Origin of the sequence: Vogesella urethralis (assembly GCF_007644045.2) — a bacterium.
Taxonomy (GTDB): domain Bacteria; phylum Pseudomonadota; class Gammaproteobacteria; order Burkholderiales; family Chromobacteriaceae; genus Vogesella; species Vogesella urethralis.
In genome coordinates, this window is record NZ_VMDW02000087.1 from 136,615 (window position 1) to 150,506 (window position 13,892).

Annotated in this window: 12 protein-coding genes; 7 read left to right on the forward strand and 5 right to left on the reverse strand. The window is 66.6% G+C overall.

The features are described 5' to 3' along the window. Positions 1 to 24 precede the first annotated feature (24 nt). Together FLQ03_RS09660 and FLQ03_RS09665 are read right to left on the reverse strand one after the other, a co-directional pair. A complete protein-coding gene (locus FLQ03_RS09660; protein WP_144371216.1) occupies positions 25 to 2,223 on the reverse strand; it encodes a CHASE2 domain-containing protein in 2,199 nt (732 codons plus the stop codon). A gap of 15 nt (positions 2,224 to 2,238) precedes the next feature. After that, entirely contained in the window at positions 2,239 to 3,765 is a 1,527-nt protein-coding gene (locus FLQ03_RS09665; RefSeq protein ID WP_206210922.1) for an HD domain-containing phosphohydrolase, read from the reverse strand. A 399-nt stretch (positions 3,766 to 4,164) separates the two neighbouring features. On the opposite strand from FLQ03_RS09665, the gene glpK reads away from it, so the two are divergent. The 3 genes from glpK (at position 4,165) to glpD (ending at position 8,329) form a co-directional block, all read left to right on the forward strand. Next, complete coding sequence (glpK, locus tag FLQ03_RS09670; RefSeq protein ID WP_144371218.1) at positions 4,165 to 5,667, forward strand: glycerol kinase GlpK; 1,503 nt, start codon at positions 4,165 to 4,167, stop codon at positions 5,665 to 5,667. 120 nt (positions 5,668 to 5,787) lie between these two features. Further along, positions 5,788 to 6,492: an MIP/aquaporin family protein gene (locus FLQ03_RS09675; RefSeq protein ID WP_017507211.1), complete on the forward strand. Its 705-nt coding sequence runs from the start codon at positions 5,788 to 5,790 to the stop codon at positions 6,490 to 6,492. A 313-nt stretch (positions 6,493 to 6,805) separates the two neighbouring features. Further along, positions 6,806 to 8,329, forward strand: coding sequence for a glycerol-3-phosphate dehydrogenase (gene glpD / locus FLQ03_RS09680; protein ID WP_144371219.1), 1,524 nt, complete (start codon positions 6,806 to 6,808; stop codon positions 8,327 to 8,329). Here the strand turns inward: glpD and FLQ03_RS09685 are convergent. From FLQ03_RS09685 to FLQ03_RS09695, 3 genes are read right to left on the reverse strand one after another with little or no spacing between them, the layout of a single operon-like run. Next, entirely contained in the window at positions 8,326 to 9,135 is an 810-nt protein-coding gene (locus FLQ03_RS09685) for an SDR family NAD(P)-dependent oxidoreductase (RefSeq protein WP_144371220.1), read from the reverse strand. The genes glpD and FLQ03_RS09685 overlap by 4 nt on opposite strands. A 59-nt stretch (positions 9,136 to 9,194) precedes the next feature. Beyond that, positions 9,195 to 9,569: a MerR family transcriptional regulator gene (locus tag FLQ03_RS09690; RefSeq protein ID WP_144371221.1), complete on the reverse strand. Its 375-nt coding sequence runs from the start codon at positions 9,567 to 9,569 to the stop codon at positions 9,195 to 9,197. Then, the gene (locus tag FLQ03_RS09695; protein WP_144371222.1) at positions 9,569 to 10,333 is read right to left on the reverse strand and encodes a DeoR/GlpR family DNA-binding transcription regulator; all 765 of its coding nucleotides are present in this window, start codon (positions 10,331 to 10,333) and stop codon (positions 9,569 to 9,571) included. Before FLQ03_RS09695 ends, FLQ03_RS09690 begins: the two co-directional genes overlap by 1 nt. Before the next feature lie 167 nt (positions 10,334 to 10,500). On the opposite strand from FLQ03_RS09695, the gene FLQ03_RS09700 reads away from it, so the two are divergent. From FLQ03_RS09700 to queE, 4 genes are all read left to right on the forward strand, one after another. Then, positions 10,501 to 11,415: a diacylglycerol/lipid kinase family protein gene (locus FLQ03_RS09700; protein ID WP_144371223.1), complete on the forward strand. Its 915-nt coding sequence runs from the start codon at positions 10,501 to 10,503 to the stop codon at positions 11,413 to 11,415. Between the two features lie 123 nt (positions 11,416 to 11,538). Further along, positions 11,539 to 12,234, forward strand: a complete 696-nt coding sequence (gene queC / locus FLQ03_RS09705; protein WP_144371224.1) for a 7-cyano-7-deazaguanine synthase QueC — start codon at positions 11,539 to 11,541, stop codon at positions 12,232 to 12,234. Beyond that, complete coding sequence (locus FLQ03_RS19735; RefSeq protein ID WP_144371225.1) at positions 12,231 to 13,241, forward strand: 6-carboxytetrahydropterin synthase; 1,011 nt, start codon at positions 12,231 to 12,233, stop codon at positions 13,239 to 13,241. The genes queC and FLQ03_RS19735 overlap by 4 nt, the downstream gene beginning before the upstream one ends. A 9-nt stretch (positions 13,242 to 13,250) precedes the next feature. Beyond that, complete coding sequence (gene queE, locus FLQ03_RS09715; protein WP_144371226.1) at positions 13,251 to 13,892, forward strand: 7-carboxy-7-deazaguanine synthase; 642 nt, start codon at positions 13,251 to 13,253, stop codon at positions 13,890 to 13,892.

Below are 13,892 nucleotides of genomic sequence, written 5' to 3' on the forward strand. Positions count from 1 at the left end.
GGTCTCTTCTTTCTGCTGCTTGCGCTATTTTTCTGTCTGTTCGAACACGCCGTCCCAGTGCTCGGGCGGCTGTTGCACGTAATGGTGCAGCCTGGCGGCGTAGGTCTGGTACAGGCCATCTTCCGGGCTGGTGTCGCATAGCGGCACCAGCAGGCGCGCGGCCTCGGCAAACTCGCCGGCGCGGTAGGCGGCCAGCACCGCCTGCCAGGCCGGCAGTTGCGCCAGCGCGGCGTGGCCGGCGCCGAGCGGTTGCCATACCGGCACCGCCTGCTGCTTGCCCTTGGCGCGGATCAGGTCCACTTCGCGCCAGGCGATGTCCGGGCAGGCCTGGCGGCAACCGTCACCACACAATATCGGCACGCCGTACTGTTTTGTGAGGCCTTCCAGCCGCGCTGCCAGGTTGACGGCGTCGCCCATCACCGTATAGGCGCGGCGGAAGTCGGAACCCATATTGCCCACGGTCATGTCGCCGCTGTTGATGCCGACGCCGATGGCCAGCGCCGGCCAGCCACGGCGGGCAAAGGCCGCGTTCAGCGCCCCCATGCCATCCTGCATCGCCAGTGCCGCCTGTACCGCGTTGGCCGCGTGGCTGGCGTCCGGCAGCGGCGCGCCCCAGAACGCCATGATGGCGTCGCCGATGTATTTGTCGATGGTGCCGCCGGTCTGCTGCACGAAGACGGTTTGCGCCGACAGGTAGCGGTTCATCAGTTGCGCCAGCTCGGCGGCAGGCAGGCCTTCGGACAAGCGGGTGAAGTTGCGTACGTCGGAAAACAGTACCGTCATCTCGCGGTGTTCACCCTGCATCTGCGACAGGAAGGCCTGTGGGTCGTCGCCCATCTTGCGCACCAGCTCCGGCGGCACGTAGCTGCCAAAAGCGGAGGTAATCTGCTGCCGGCGCCGCGCCTCGCTGATATAGCCCCAGCTGGCGTTCAGCAGGTAGAGCAAGGCCACCACCAGCATCGACGCCGCTACCTGCAAGATGTAGCGCTGCGTCTGCCACGCGTATAGGCTGGCGCCGGCAATGGCGGCCAACAGCAACCCGGTCAGCAGCGCGCCGCGCAAGGGCTGCATCACCGGTAGCAGGAAGGTCAGTAGCAGGCCCAGCCCCAGTACCAGCAGGCACTCCGGCAGCCAGGTGGCCGGGTGTTGCGGCAGGCGGCCTTCCAGCGCGGCAGCCACCATATTGGCGTGGATTTCCACCCCGGGGTACACCGCGTCCAGCGGGGTGGAACGCAAGTCCATCAGCCCTGGCGCCGTGGAGCCCAGCAGCACGGCCTTGCCAGCCAGCGCGGCCACCGGCAGCTTGCGCTGCAGTACGTCGGCAGCCGACACGTAGGCAAACGCGCCGCGCCCGCCCAGGTACGGCACGGTAACGCCACCCTGGATATCCAGCGGAATGCGCATGCTGCCCACGCTCAGCGCGTCCAGCTGGCCGGCGTCGTCGAACTCGGGCAGCAGCGGCATGTCGCCCTGCAGCCGGCGCAGCATGGCAATAGACAGCGAGTCGTACAGCTGGTCACCGTGGCGGATCAGCGCCGGCACGCGGCGGCTGACACCATCCACATCCGGCATGGCATTGAAGTGGGCCGACCAGCCGGCGGCGCGCTGCAGCACCGGCAGGTTGGCCGCATAGCCCAAGCCGGCTGGCGGGTAGATGCCGGCCAGCAGCGAGCTGTCGAACACCGGCTCCGGCAGCTGGCCGCTACGCCGGGTAGCACCGGCAGCGGTATCGAAGTAGTAGCCCAGCACCACCGGCGCCTTGCCTACGGCTGCGGCCAGCTTGTCGTCCTCGCGGGCGGTAGCCAGCAAACCGGCCAGCTCGGGGGCCAGCGCCGGGTGGCGGCTGGCCAGCGCTTGCAGGCCGGGTAGCACCGGGTTGGCCGCCTGCTCGGCAAACACCACGTCAAAGCCGATGACGCTGACTTGGTAATGATTGGCCAGCGTGGACACCAGCTCGGCCACCAGCGGGCGCGGCCACGGCCAGTGGCCCAGCTGCTGCAGGCTGGCTTCGTCGATATCGATGATCGCTACCTTGGCATTGGGCGGCGCATGGCGATCGATGGTCAGCGCCAGACGGCCATCGTGCCACCAGCGGTCCAGCTGGGCCACGCCCGGCACCGGCCACAGGCCGGCGACCATGCCACACAGCAGGAGGGTAATGGCAAGACTGGCCAGCTGACGCCACGGCCAGCGCGCCGGGCGCAACAGGGCGGAGAAATGCATGCAGGCCGGCCCCCGTCAGTCGCAGTCGATCTGGGTCGGCGCCAGGAACTGCCGCGCGTAATCCAGATACACCTTGCCGTCTTTGAACACGCTGTACAGCGCCGGGTCCAGATGGCCGTTGGCGACGAAGTTGTCCATGATGGACAGCGCCTGCGACAACGGCATCGGCTGCTTGTACGGGCGGTCGGCGGCGGTTAGCGACTCGAAAATATCGGCAATGGCCATGATGCGCGCACCAACCGGCATCTGGTCGCCACGCAGGCCGCGCGGGTAGCCTTTGCCATCCATGCGCTCGTGGTGGCCGCCGGCCAGCTCCGGCACATTGCGCAGGTGCTTGGGCCAAGGGATGGATTCCAGCATGTTGATGGTGTGCACGATGTGGCGCTTGATCTCTTCGCGCTCCGCCTCGGTCAGGGTACCGGCGCGGATGGTCAGCGCCTCCAGTTCGTCGGGCAGGATGCAGGGCTGCGGCTGGCCGTCGGCGTCCAGCCAGCGGTATTGCGCGGCGATGTCGCGCACGCGGGCCAGGTCGTCGTCGCTCACACGCTCGGCGCCACGGTTCATCTGCGCCAGAAAGGCCTTGTCGTCGTTGACGCGGGCGTGCACGGCGGCACGGGCCTCGGCCCCCTCGGCCGCCAGCAGCCAGTCCTTGCGCGCCAGCTCCATGCGCAGGTGTACCTGCTCGATGCGGTCGCAGATGTTTTCCAGCTTGCGCGCTTTTTCCATGATGTGCGGCGGCGTCACCAGCTTGCCGCAATCGTGCAGCAGGCCGGCAATGCGCAGCGCGTACAGGTTTTCGTTATCCAGCCCGTTATCGCGGGCAAAACGGGCGTCTTCCGCCGCCTTGTGCGCGATCATCATGGTGAGCTCGGGCACACGCTGGCAATGGCCGCCGGAATGGCTGGACTTGGCCTCCAGCGCATTGTTCATCATGCGGATCAGCGACTCGAACAGGTCTTCCAGCTGCAGCACCAGACGGCGGTTGGTGTACGCGGTAGCAGCCATCGACGCCAGCGCAGCCAGCAGCGATTCGAGGTCGGGGCTGAACGGCACGATGTTGCCGTCGCCGTCACGGGCGTTGATCAGCTGCAGCACGCCAACGGTACGGCCGCTGTGCACCATGCGCGCCGAGAGGAAAGACAGCGACTTGTAACCGGTGCGGCTATCAAACGCCTTCACGCCGCGAAAATCGTAATTGCTGTCGGTGTAGGCGTTGGCCACATTGATGGTGTCGCCGGTGTGCGCACAGTAGGTAGCCAGCGTGCCCAGGTTGGGGCTGCCATCCGGCTGGTACAGCGGAATCTTGGCAAACATGCCGGCGCCTTCCACCTCCTGCTTGCCGGCCAGCCGCACGTTGAGCTTTTCGTTGTACACCACCAGGAATTCCAAGTACTGGTCATCCTCATCCACGATGTACAGGCTGCCAGCCTCGGCGCAGGAGAACTCCAGCGCACAACTCAGTATCTGGTCGAGCAACCTTTCAATGCGGCGCTCTGCCGAAAGGGCGGTGGCGATGTAGACGAGTTTGTCCTGGATATCCACGGGTATACCTTAATTGTCACGACAGGCAGCCGCCGGTATCACGGCAGCTGCGGGGTTGGGAACAGCCTGGGCAGGCAGCGTCGGCCCTGCTTACCAAGCAGTTTGCATTATCGCTCACAGTGGCCGAATCGCCATGCAGCTTTATCGAAATGGCAGCCGGATGACGACAAGCCTGCCACACCAGACATCACCGCTTGATGACAGCCTGCCGGCGACACCAACGGATTCGCCGGCAAAACCGCCACAAACCCTGCCGCCGCATCACCTTTTTTTGACGGCCACGATTGACAAGCTACGCCAGCGTCCTAGAATCACCCGAAAACAAAAACAACATTTTACGAACATCAATCAAACAAAAAGATACAGACAACACAGGCGCCCGCGCCCAAGGAGAGCTTCATGCAAGACACTTTCATTCTCGCCCTCGACCAGGGCACCACCAGCTCGCGTGCCATCCTGTTCAACCGTAGCGGTGACATGGTGGCCAGCGCGCAAAAAGAATTCCGCCAGATCTACCCGCAAGCCGGCTGGGTAGAGCACGACCCGATGGAAATCTGGGCCGGCCAGGTAGGCGTGGCGGCCGAAGCACTGGCGCGCGCCGGCGTGCCGGGCAGCCGCATTGCCGCCATCGGCATTACCAACCAGCGCGAAACCACCGTGGTGTGGGACCGCGAAACCGGCCAGCCGGTGTACAACGCCATCGTGTGGCAAGACCGCCGCACCGCCGGCGTCTGCGACGATATCCGTGCCCGTGGCCTGGCCGACACCATCCGCAACAAGACCGGCCTGCTGGTGGACGCTTACTTCTCCGGCACCAAGGTGCGCTGGATCCTGGATAACGTACCCGGCGCCCGTGAACGCGCGCAGGCCGGCAAGCTGGCCTTCGGCACCATCGACAGCTGGCTGATCTGGCAGCTGACCCACGGCGAGGTGCACGTGACCGACGTGTCCAACGCCTCGCGCACCATGCTGTACAACATCCATACCCTGCAGTGGGACGACGAGCTGCTGGACATCCTGGGCATTCCGGCCAGCATGCTGCCGCAGGTGAAGAGCTCCAGCGAGGTGTACGGCCATACCCACGCCGCGCATCTGGGCGTGGCCATCCCCATCGCCGGCGTGGCCGGCGACCAGCAGGCCGCGCTGTTCGGCCAGCAGTGCACCACACCGGGCATGGTGAAAAACACCTACGGCACCGGCTGCTTCATGATGATGAACACCGGCGACAAACCGGTGCCATCGCACAACAAGCTGCTGACCACCATCGCCTGGCAAGTGGGCGACAAGGTGCAGTACGCGCTGGAAGGCAGCATCTTCATCGGCGGCTCGGTGGTGAAATGGCTGCGTGACGGTCTGGGCATCATCAAGCAATCCAGCGACGTGGGCCCACTGGCGGCGCAAGTGGCCGACAGCGACGGCGTGTACCTGGTACCCGCCTTTGCCGGCCTGGGCGCACCGCACTGGAACGCCGAAGCCCGCGGCACCATCGTCGGCATGACGCAGGGCACCAGCGCCGCGCACATTGCCCGCGCGGCACTGGACAGCATCGCGTTCCAGACCATGGACGTGCTGGGCGCCATGCAGGCCGACTCCGGCATCACCATCGCCGAGCTGCGTGTGGACGGCGGCGCCAGCGTCAACAACGTGCTGATGCAGTTCCAGAGCGACATCCTGGGCACCGCCGTGGCACGCCCGAAAATCACCGAAACCACTGCCCTGGGCGCCGCCTACCTGGCTGGCCTGGCCGTGGGCTACTGGCAGAGCACCGACGATATCCAGGGCCAATGGCAGCTGGATACGCGCTTTGCCCCGCAGCAAAGCCCCGACGCCGTGGCCCGCTACGTGGCCGGCTGGCACCGCGCCACCCGCGCCGCCATTGCCTGGGCCGGCGACCAGCAGTAAGCGCCCGCCAGCCTGTTTGCGGCCAACCTGAGCTTGGCCGCGCGCTCCCTTTATACCGACCTGCCCCGCGCCCGCTTGCATGGTGGCGCGGGTGGTCCCCCCTTTTGCAAGGAACGAGTCATGAACCCCTTATTCGGTGAATTCATCGGTACCGCCCTGCTGGTGTTGCTGGGCAACGGCGTGGTCGCCAACGTCATCCTCAAGAACACCAAGGGCCACAACAGCGGCCTGATCGTCATCGCCTTCGGCTGGGCGATGGCAGTGTTTGTCGGCGTATTCAGCGTGGCCGCCATCAGCGGCGCCCACCTGAACCCGGCGGTGACCGTGGCGCTGGCGGTAGCCGGCAAGTTTGCCTGGGCCGACGCGCCGGGCTACATCCTGGCGCAGATGCTGGGCGGCATGGCCGGCGCGCTGCTGATGTGGCTGGTATACCGCGACCACTTCGACCACACCGACTGCGCCGACACCAAGCTGGCGGTGTTCTGCACCGGCCCGGCCATCCGCAGCACCACCGGCAACCTGCTGTCGGAAGTGCTGGCCACCTTCGTACTGGTGTTTGCCATCCTCAGCATGGTGTCGCCCAAGATTTCGCTGGGCGCGATGGACGCGCTGCCGGTGGCGCTGCTGGTACTGGGCATCGGCGTCTCGCTGGGCGGTACCACCGGCTACGCGATGAGCCCGGCCCGCGACCTGGCGCCACGCATCATGCACGCGCTGCTGCCGATCAAGGGCAAGCGCGACAGCGACTGGTCCTACAGCTGGGTACCGGTAGTGGGCTCGCTGCTGGGCGCTACGCTGGCCGCCGTCGCGCACGGTATCGCCTGATCGCCTGCCCAGGCGCCATCTGCACGCCGCTCACCCGCAACGGGGAGCGGCTTTTTTACGCCTGTGTCTGGCCACGCCCCTGCCACACCAGCATGCAGCACGACACGGATCGCCGATCGGGCCCCGTAGTCGGAGTGCAACGCAGCCGCTTGCATGCCCTGTCAGACGGCATGTTCGTTCAAATCACACATCAAACATTTTTCAAACATTTAATGTTCGTTTTATGTTGCTTTGTTGTCGCAGTTTCACTATCTTCTACACTGAAATCAATCAGGCGGCCGCATGCGGCCAACGTGACACAAAGGACAGAACGGTGGAACAGTACGACTTGCTGGTGATCGGTGGCGGCATCAACGGCGCGGGCATTGCCCGCGATGCGGCAGGGCGCGGGCTGCGCGTGCTGCTGTGCGAGAAGGACGACCTGGCGGCGCATACCTCGTCGGCCAGTACCAAGCTGATCCACGGCGGCCTGCGCTATCTGGAGTATTACGAGTTCGGTCTGGTACGCAAGGCGCTGCAAGAACGCGAAGTGCTGCTGGACGCCGCGCCGCACATCATGTGGCCACTGCGCTTCGTGATGCCGCACGACGCCGCCCAGCGCCCGGCGTGGCTGATCCGCTGCGGCCTGTTTTTGTACGACCACCTGGCGCGCCGCCGCCGCTTGCCGGGTAGCGAACGCATCCAGCTGGGCAGCCACGTCGCGGGCAAGCCATTACAGGCCAGCTACCGCCAGGGTTTTGTGTATTCCGATGGCTGGGTCAACGACGCGCGGCTGGTGGTGCTGAACGCCATCGACGCCGCCGAGCGCGGCGCCACCATCCTCACCCGTACCGCCTGTGTGGCGGCCAGCCGTCACGGCGACGGCTGGCAAGCCACGCTGCAAGGCGCCGACGGCAAGCAGGCCACCGTACACGCCCGTGCCGTGGTAAACGCTGCCGGCCCGTGGGTGCAACAACTACTGGGAGGCGTCATCCAGGCGCCGGCCAGCAAAGCCATCCGCCTGGTGAAAGGCAGCCACATCATCGTCAAGCGCCTGTTCGAGCACCCGTACGCCTACATCTTCCAGAACCCGGACAAGCGCATCATCTTTGCCATTCCGTACGAGCAGGACTTCACGCTGATCGGCACCACCGACGTGGAATACCACGGCGACGCCGCACAAGTGGCCATCGATAGCGACGAAGTGGCGTACCTGTGCCAGATGGGCAACCGCTACTTCACCCAGCAAATCACCCCGGCCGACGTGGTGGCCACCTACTCCGGCGTGCGCCCGCTGCTGGACGACGACGCGGCCAACGCCAGCGGTGTGACCCGCGACTACGCACTTGAGCTGGATACCGACGGCGCGCCGCTGCTGTCGGTATTCGGCGGCAAGATCACCACCTACCGCAAGCTGGCCGAGCAGGTGGTGGACCAGCTGGCGCCGCTGCTGGGCAATACGCGGCCAACGTGGACTGCCGGCAAGGCACTGCCGGGCGGCGACCTGCCCGCTGGCGATTTCGACGCCTTCGTGGCGCGCCTGCAAGCCGACAAGCCGTGGCTGCCGGCCGCGCTAGCACAACGCCTGGCCCGCGCCTACGGTAGCCGCGTACATACCGTGCTGGGCGCGGCCGTATCGCTGGCGGACCTGGGCGAAGCCATCCAGCCCGGCCTGTACGAAGCGGAACTGCGTTACCTGGTAGAAGAAGAATGGGCCACCTGCGCCGACGACATCCTGTGGCGCCGCAGCAAGCTGCGCCTGCACCTGCCAGCCGGCGCCGACGCGGCGGTAGACGCCTGGCTGGCGCGCTACCGCGGCCATGCTGCGGTACAAGACAGCAGCCTGACCGCCGCCTAAACGCTCTCCCCTAGCGCCGGCACCCTGCCGGCAAACATGCGTGCCACCAGCCGCGTGGCCTGGCGCCGGGTCAGCCAGCGCGGCAATTGCGCCAGCAGATAGTTGGCTGCACCGGGCACCCGGTAGTGGCGGCCGCTGTCCAGCGCCTGCAAGGCCGAGGCTACCACCGACGCCGGCGTAGAGGCCGCCATGCCGGACACATCGGCGCCAGCCACGTCGGCAAACGCGGTGGCGGTATTGCCAGGGCACAGGCCCAGCACGCGTACGCCGCTGTCGGCGTACTCCGCCGCCAGCGCTTCGCTCAGGTGCAAGACATAGGCTTTGCTGGCGCCGTACACGGCGATGTACGGCAAGGGCTGGAAGGCAGCGGTAGACGCCACATTGATGACGGCGCCGCAGCCACGCGCACGCATGGCCGGCAGGTAGTACCGGCACAGCTCGGTCAGCGCCAGCACGTTCAGCATCAGCATCTGCTGGTAAACGGCGGCGTCCTGCGCCTGGAAATGGCTCCACTTGCCGAAACCGGCGTTATTCACCAGCAGGTCTACCTGCCAGCCGGCCTCGTCGATGCGGCGGCACACATCGGGCACCGCGCCCGGCTGCGCCAGGTCGGCCGGCAGCACCAGCACCTGGCTGCCGTAATGGCTGTGTAGCTGGGCGGCCAGCTGTTGCAGTTCGGGCTGGCGGCGGGCAGTGAGGATGAGGCGGCAACCGCGGGCGGCCAACTGTTCGGCAAAGTGGCGGCCGATGCCGGAAGAGGCGCCGCTGATCAGCGCGGTCATGCGGGAATAAGGCAAAGCAGTCATGGTGCGGGGTCCTGAAAACCATCGGACCCCCAGCCTAAAGCTTGCCCCTAGGGGCAAGGTCAAGCGTTGGCGGCTGTTTCGCGCTGATACAGCGCCACCAGTTCGGTTTCCAGCGCGTCCAGCGTCTGCTGCAGCGCCTGCAACCGCTGGATCTCGGCGTCGAACTGCTGCCGTTTGGCGGCGATCAGCGTCTGCGCCACCGGCAGCGGAAAACGGCCGCTGGCAGCTTTTTGCGCGGCCAGGTCTTTCAGTTCGGCCAGCGTGAACCCCACTCGCTGTGCGCGGCGGATCATGCCCACCAGGTGCACGTCCAGCGGGCCGTAAACGCGGTAGCTGCCGCGGCGCTGCGGCTCGGGCAACAGGCCCTCGGCCTCGTAGTGGCGAATGGCTTTGCGGGTGGCGCCGGTCAGTGCGGCCAACTTGCCGATCAGCATCAGCCGGCCACCACCAGCCGGGTCTGGCCCTTGTCCAGCACCGCCTGCAGCTCGGCGCTGACCGGCTGGTCGGTAAACAGCGCGTCCAGCTGCGACACGTGGCCCAGCTCCACCAGCGCCGGGCGCTCGAACTTGGAATGGTCGGCCACCAGCCACACCTGGCGCGACTGCTGCATGATGGCCTGGCTGGTCAGCACTTCGCGGTAATCGTAATCGCGCAGCACGCCGTCGGCCTCGATACAGGAAATGCCGATGATGCCGTAGTCCACCTTGAACTGGCGGATGAACTGCACGGTGGCTTCGCCGGTCAGGCCGCGATCGCGCTTGCGCAGCGCGCCACCGGCCACCAGCACCTCGCAGTCGGGGTAATCGCACATCAGGTTGGCGATGTGGAAGTTGTTGGTGATCACGCGCAGGCCACGGTGCTGCGACAGCGCGCGCGCCACTTCTTCGGTGGTGGTGCCCAGGTTGATGAACAGCGAGGCGTTGTCGGGGATCTCGGCCGCCACGGCGCGGGCGATGCGGCGCTTTTCTTCGGCCATCAGCACCTGGCGGGCGTCGTAGGCCACGTTTTCCACGCTGGACAGCACGCTGGCGCCACCGTGGTAGCGCTGCAGCAGCTGGTTATCGGCCAGCAGCGTGATGTCGCGGCGGATGGTCTGATGGGTAACCTGGAAGTGGGCGGCCATCTTTTCCACCGCAACGTAGCCTTCGCGGTTTACCCAGGCAAGCAGGTCTTTCTGGCGTTGATTGAGGATCAGCATACCGGCGTTCAGGGTGACGGGAGGCCTTCATTGTAACCGAGCACGCCCGTGGCCGGCGCAGGCAACACCGCCGGCGTGGCGCGCGGCCCACCCTGCCCGATCGCCCCGTGGGCACCGGCGCGGCTTTTGCGCATAATGGCCTGTCACCGTTGCTGTTGTCCGCCACCATGCCCCATCCGTCCCGCATCGTCTTCATCCTGCACGGCCGTCACTGCCCGCAGGGCCTGCCGGAACCCCTGCTGGCACCGCTGCGTGCCGATTTCGACGTGGACGTGCTGCTCACCAGCAGCGCCGACAGCGCTACCCGTTATGCCCGTGATGCCGCGCTGTCCGGCGCGCGCTGGGTGGTGGCCGTCGGCGGCGATGGCACCGTGCACGAGGTGGTGAACGGCCTGATGAGCGTGCCGGAAGCCGCCCGCCAGCAGTTGGCGCTGGCGGTGTTGCCTACCGGTACCGGCAATGATTTCGCCCGCAGCCTGGGCAGTGGCAACAGCGTGCCGGACTTGCTGGCGCTGATGGCGGCCGGCCAGGTACACGCGCTGGACCTGATCCGCGTCACGCTGGCCGACGGCAGCGTGCGCTGGTGCAACAATATCGGCAGCATCGGCATTACCAGCGACATCGTGCGCCGCGTCAAGGCCATGCCGGCGCGGCTGCCGGCCAGCCTGGCGTTTTACAGCGCCGTCACCACCGCACTGTTGCGCTGGCAACCGCAAGCCATGCAGCTGACGCTGGACGGCCAGCGCATCGATGGCCGCTTTACCTGCGTGTCGGCGGCCAACGGGCGTTTCTTCGGCAGCGGGCTGGGCATTGCCCCCGAGGCGCGGCTGGACGACGGCCTGATGGAAGTGGTGCTGATCGACAACGCCGGCAGCCTGGACTTCATCCGCCTGCTACCGCAGCTGCGCCAGGCGCGCCCGCTAGCCGACCCGCGCGTGCGCTACCTGCGCGGCCGCGTGCTGACGGTAGAGGGCGACGCGGCACGCTGCCCGCTGGAGCTGGACGGCGAGCTGGCCGGCCACGCGCCGGTGCGCTTCGAGCTGGTACCGGCCGCGCTGCGCTGCCTGCGCCGCCTGCCCTGAAGCCAACAGCCGCAGCACCACGCCAGCACCGGCCTGCGGTATAATGGCAGGTTTTTCGCGCCGGGTGAGACCGATCCCGTGTGCGTCTATGCTGAATAACCTCGACTGTATTTCGACGGAACCATGAACAAGACACCCAAAGCCCTCGTCGTCCTTTCCGGCGGCCAGGACTCCACTACCTGCCTGTACTGGGCCCTGCGCGAATTCGGCGCGGCCAACGTAGAAGCCGTCACCTTCGATTACGGCCAGCGCCACCGCGTGGAGCTGGACTGCGCGCGCAAGATCGCCCAGCTGGCCGGCGTGCGCCAGACCGTGCTGCCGATCGACACCTTCGCCGCCATCGGCGGCAACGCGCTGACCGACGACAGCATCGCGCCGGAAGAAGGCGCCCGTGACGACGCCGACACCGCGCTGCCCAATACCTTCGTACCGGGCCGCAACCTGGTGTTCCTCAGCTTTGCCGCCGCACTGGCCTACACCCGCGGCATCGAGCACGTGGTCACCGGCGTGGCGCAAACCGATTATTCCGGCTACCCGGACTGCCGCGAAAACACGCTGAAAGCGCTGGAGCTGGCGCTGCGCCTGGGCATGGACAGCCGCGTTACCCTGCACGCGCCGCTGATGTTCATGAGCAAGGCCGACACCGTGCGCCTGGCGCAGGACGTGGGCGCCATGGACGCCATGGCCTGGAGCCACACCTGCTACAACGGCGAAGTGCCGCCCTGCGGCCGCTGCGCCTCGTGCGAGCTGCGCGCCAAGGGCTTTGCCGAGGCCGGCGTCGCCGACCCGCTGGTGGTACGTACCGGAGGTGCGGCATGAACGGCCGTCACCATCTGCTAGGCGCCGGCTTTGAAGCCGCGCGCACGCTGCCGGGCATCGGCGAGCACGGCCACAGCTTCCGCGTGCAGCTGCGCACTGCCGCGCTGCCAGACACCCTGCCCGAGCTGCAAGGCGCTCTGCAACAAGCGGTCGCCCCGTTCCACTACGGCAATATCAGCCAGCACCTGGCCGACGCCAGCGACCTGGCGCTCGCCCGCCACCTGCTGGCCGCCTGCGGCCAAGCCGGCAGCCTGCACCTGGCCAGCGCGCCGGACCGTGGCGTGCTGCTGGGCGAAGACGGCCGCGAGTACGTGTACTTCGATACCCGTTTCGAAGCCGCGCACCAGCTGCCACACGTACCACCAGGCCACAAATGCGGCCGCCTGCACGGCCACGGTTTTGGCGTGCGCATCGTGGCCGACGCGCGCCATGCCTCGCTGAACGACATCCTGCTGCAGGCCTGGCCGCCGCTGTTTGCGCAGCTGAACCACCGCTACCTGAACGATATCCCCGGCCTGGAAAACCCCACCAGCGAAGTAATGGCAGCCTGGCTGTACCAGCAGCTGCAGCCGCGTCTGGCCGGCCTGGCCTGGGTGGAGGTGCGCGAAACGCACACCGCCGGCAGCCAGTTTGACGGCCATACCTACCGTATCTGGAAAGAGCAGCACTTTGAAAGCGCGGTGCCGTTCGACGCCGCCGGCAACTACACCGGCCACAGCTACCTGATCCGCCTGATGCTGCAAGGCAGTGTCGACCGCGTGATGGGCTGGGTGCTGGACTTCGGCGACGTGAAAGACCGCTTTAAGCCCATCTACCGCCAGCTGGACCACAACCCGCTGGACAAGCTCAGCGGCATCCGCGCCGCCGACGCCGGCAGCGTGGCCGAGTGGGTACACGGCGAACTGAAACCGCTGGTACCGGAACTGTCGCGCATCGACCTGATGGAAACCCCGCACCAAGGCGTGTCGCTGACTTTCCGTGGCGACATGCAGTGGCCGTTGCTGTAAGGGGCAAGCATGGCGAACTACACCGTAAAAGAGATCTTCTACACGCTGCAAGGCGAAGGTCGCCAGGCCGGCCGCGCGGCGGTTTTCTGCCGCTTCAGCGGCTGTAACCTGTGGAGCGGGCGCGAAGAAGACCGCAGCAAAGCCATCTGCCAATTCTGCGATACCGACTTTGTCGGCACCGGCCCCGACGGCGGCAAGTTTGCCACCGCTGCGGAGTTAGCCGCGCGCATTGCCGCCACCTGGCCTGCGGGCGCCAACGGCGGCCAACCTTATGTGGTGTTTACCGGTGGCGAGCCGCTGCTGCAGCTGGACGAGCCGCTGATCGACGCGCTGCACGCGCTGGGCTTTGAAGTGGCCGTGGAAACCAACGGCAGCCTGCCGGCGCCGCGCGGCATCGACTGGATCTGCGTCAGCCCCAAAGCCGGCGCCGACTGGGTACAGCGCAGCGGCCACGAGCTGAAGCTGGTCTACCCGCAACCCACGCTGCTACCAGGCGAGCTGCCAGCCGACCTGCAGTTCGACCACCTGTACCTGCAGCCGATGGACAGCCCGCTGCAGCGCCAGAACACGCGTGCGGCCATTGCCTGGTGCATGGCCAACCCGGCGTGGCGGCTGTCGGTACAGACGCACAAGGTGGTCAACATCCGTTAA

Bases quoted from the DNA above. Each gene is read 5' to 3' on its own strand.
- FLQ03_RS09695 (WP_144371222.1), bottom strand. From the start codon at position 10,333: ATGCTGATCCTCAATCAACGCCAGAAAGACCTGCTTGCCTGGGTAAAC.
- FLQ03_RS09700 (WP_144371223.1), top strand. From the start codon at position 10,501: ATGCCCCATCCGTCCCGCATCGTCTTCATCCTGCACGGCCGTCACTGC.
- FLQ03_RS09675 (WP_017507211.1), top strand. From the start codon at position 5,788: ATGAACCCCTTATTCGGTGAATTCATCGGTACCGCCCTGCTGGTGTTG.
- FLQ03_RS19735 (WP_144371225.1), top strand. From the start codon at position 12,231: ATGAACGGCCGTCACCATCTGCTAGGCGCCGGCTTTGAAGCCGCGCGC.
- glpK (WP_144371218.1), top strand. From the start codon at position 4,165: ATGCAAGACACTTTCATTCTCGCCCTCGACCAGGGCACCACCAGCTCG.
- queE (WP_144371226.1), top strand. From the start codon at position 13,251: ATGGCGAACTACACCGTAAAAGAGATCTTCTACACGCTGCAAGGCGAA.
- FLQ03_RS09690 (WP_144371221.1), bottom strand. From the start codon at position 9,569: ATGCTGATCGGCAAGTTGGCCGCACTGACCGGCGCCACCCGCAAAGCC.
- FLQ03_RS09685 (WP_144371220.1), bottom strand. From the start codon at position 9,135: ATGACTGCTTTGCCTTATTCCCGCATGACCGCGCTGATCAGCGGCGCC.
- FLQ03_RS09660 (WP_144371216.1), bottom strand. From the start codon at position 2,223: ATGCATTTCTCCGCCCTGTTGCGCCCGGCGCGCTGGCCGTGGCGTCAG.
- queC (WP_144371224.1), top strand. From the start codon at position 11,539: ATGAACAAGACACCCAAAGCCCTCGTCGTCCTTTCCGGCGGCCAGGAC.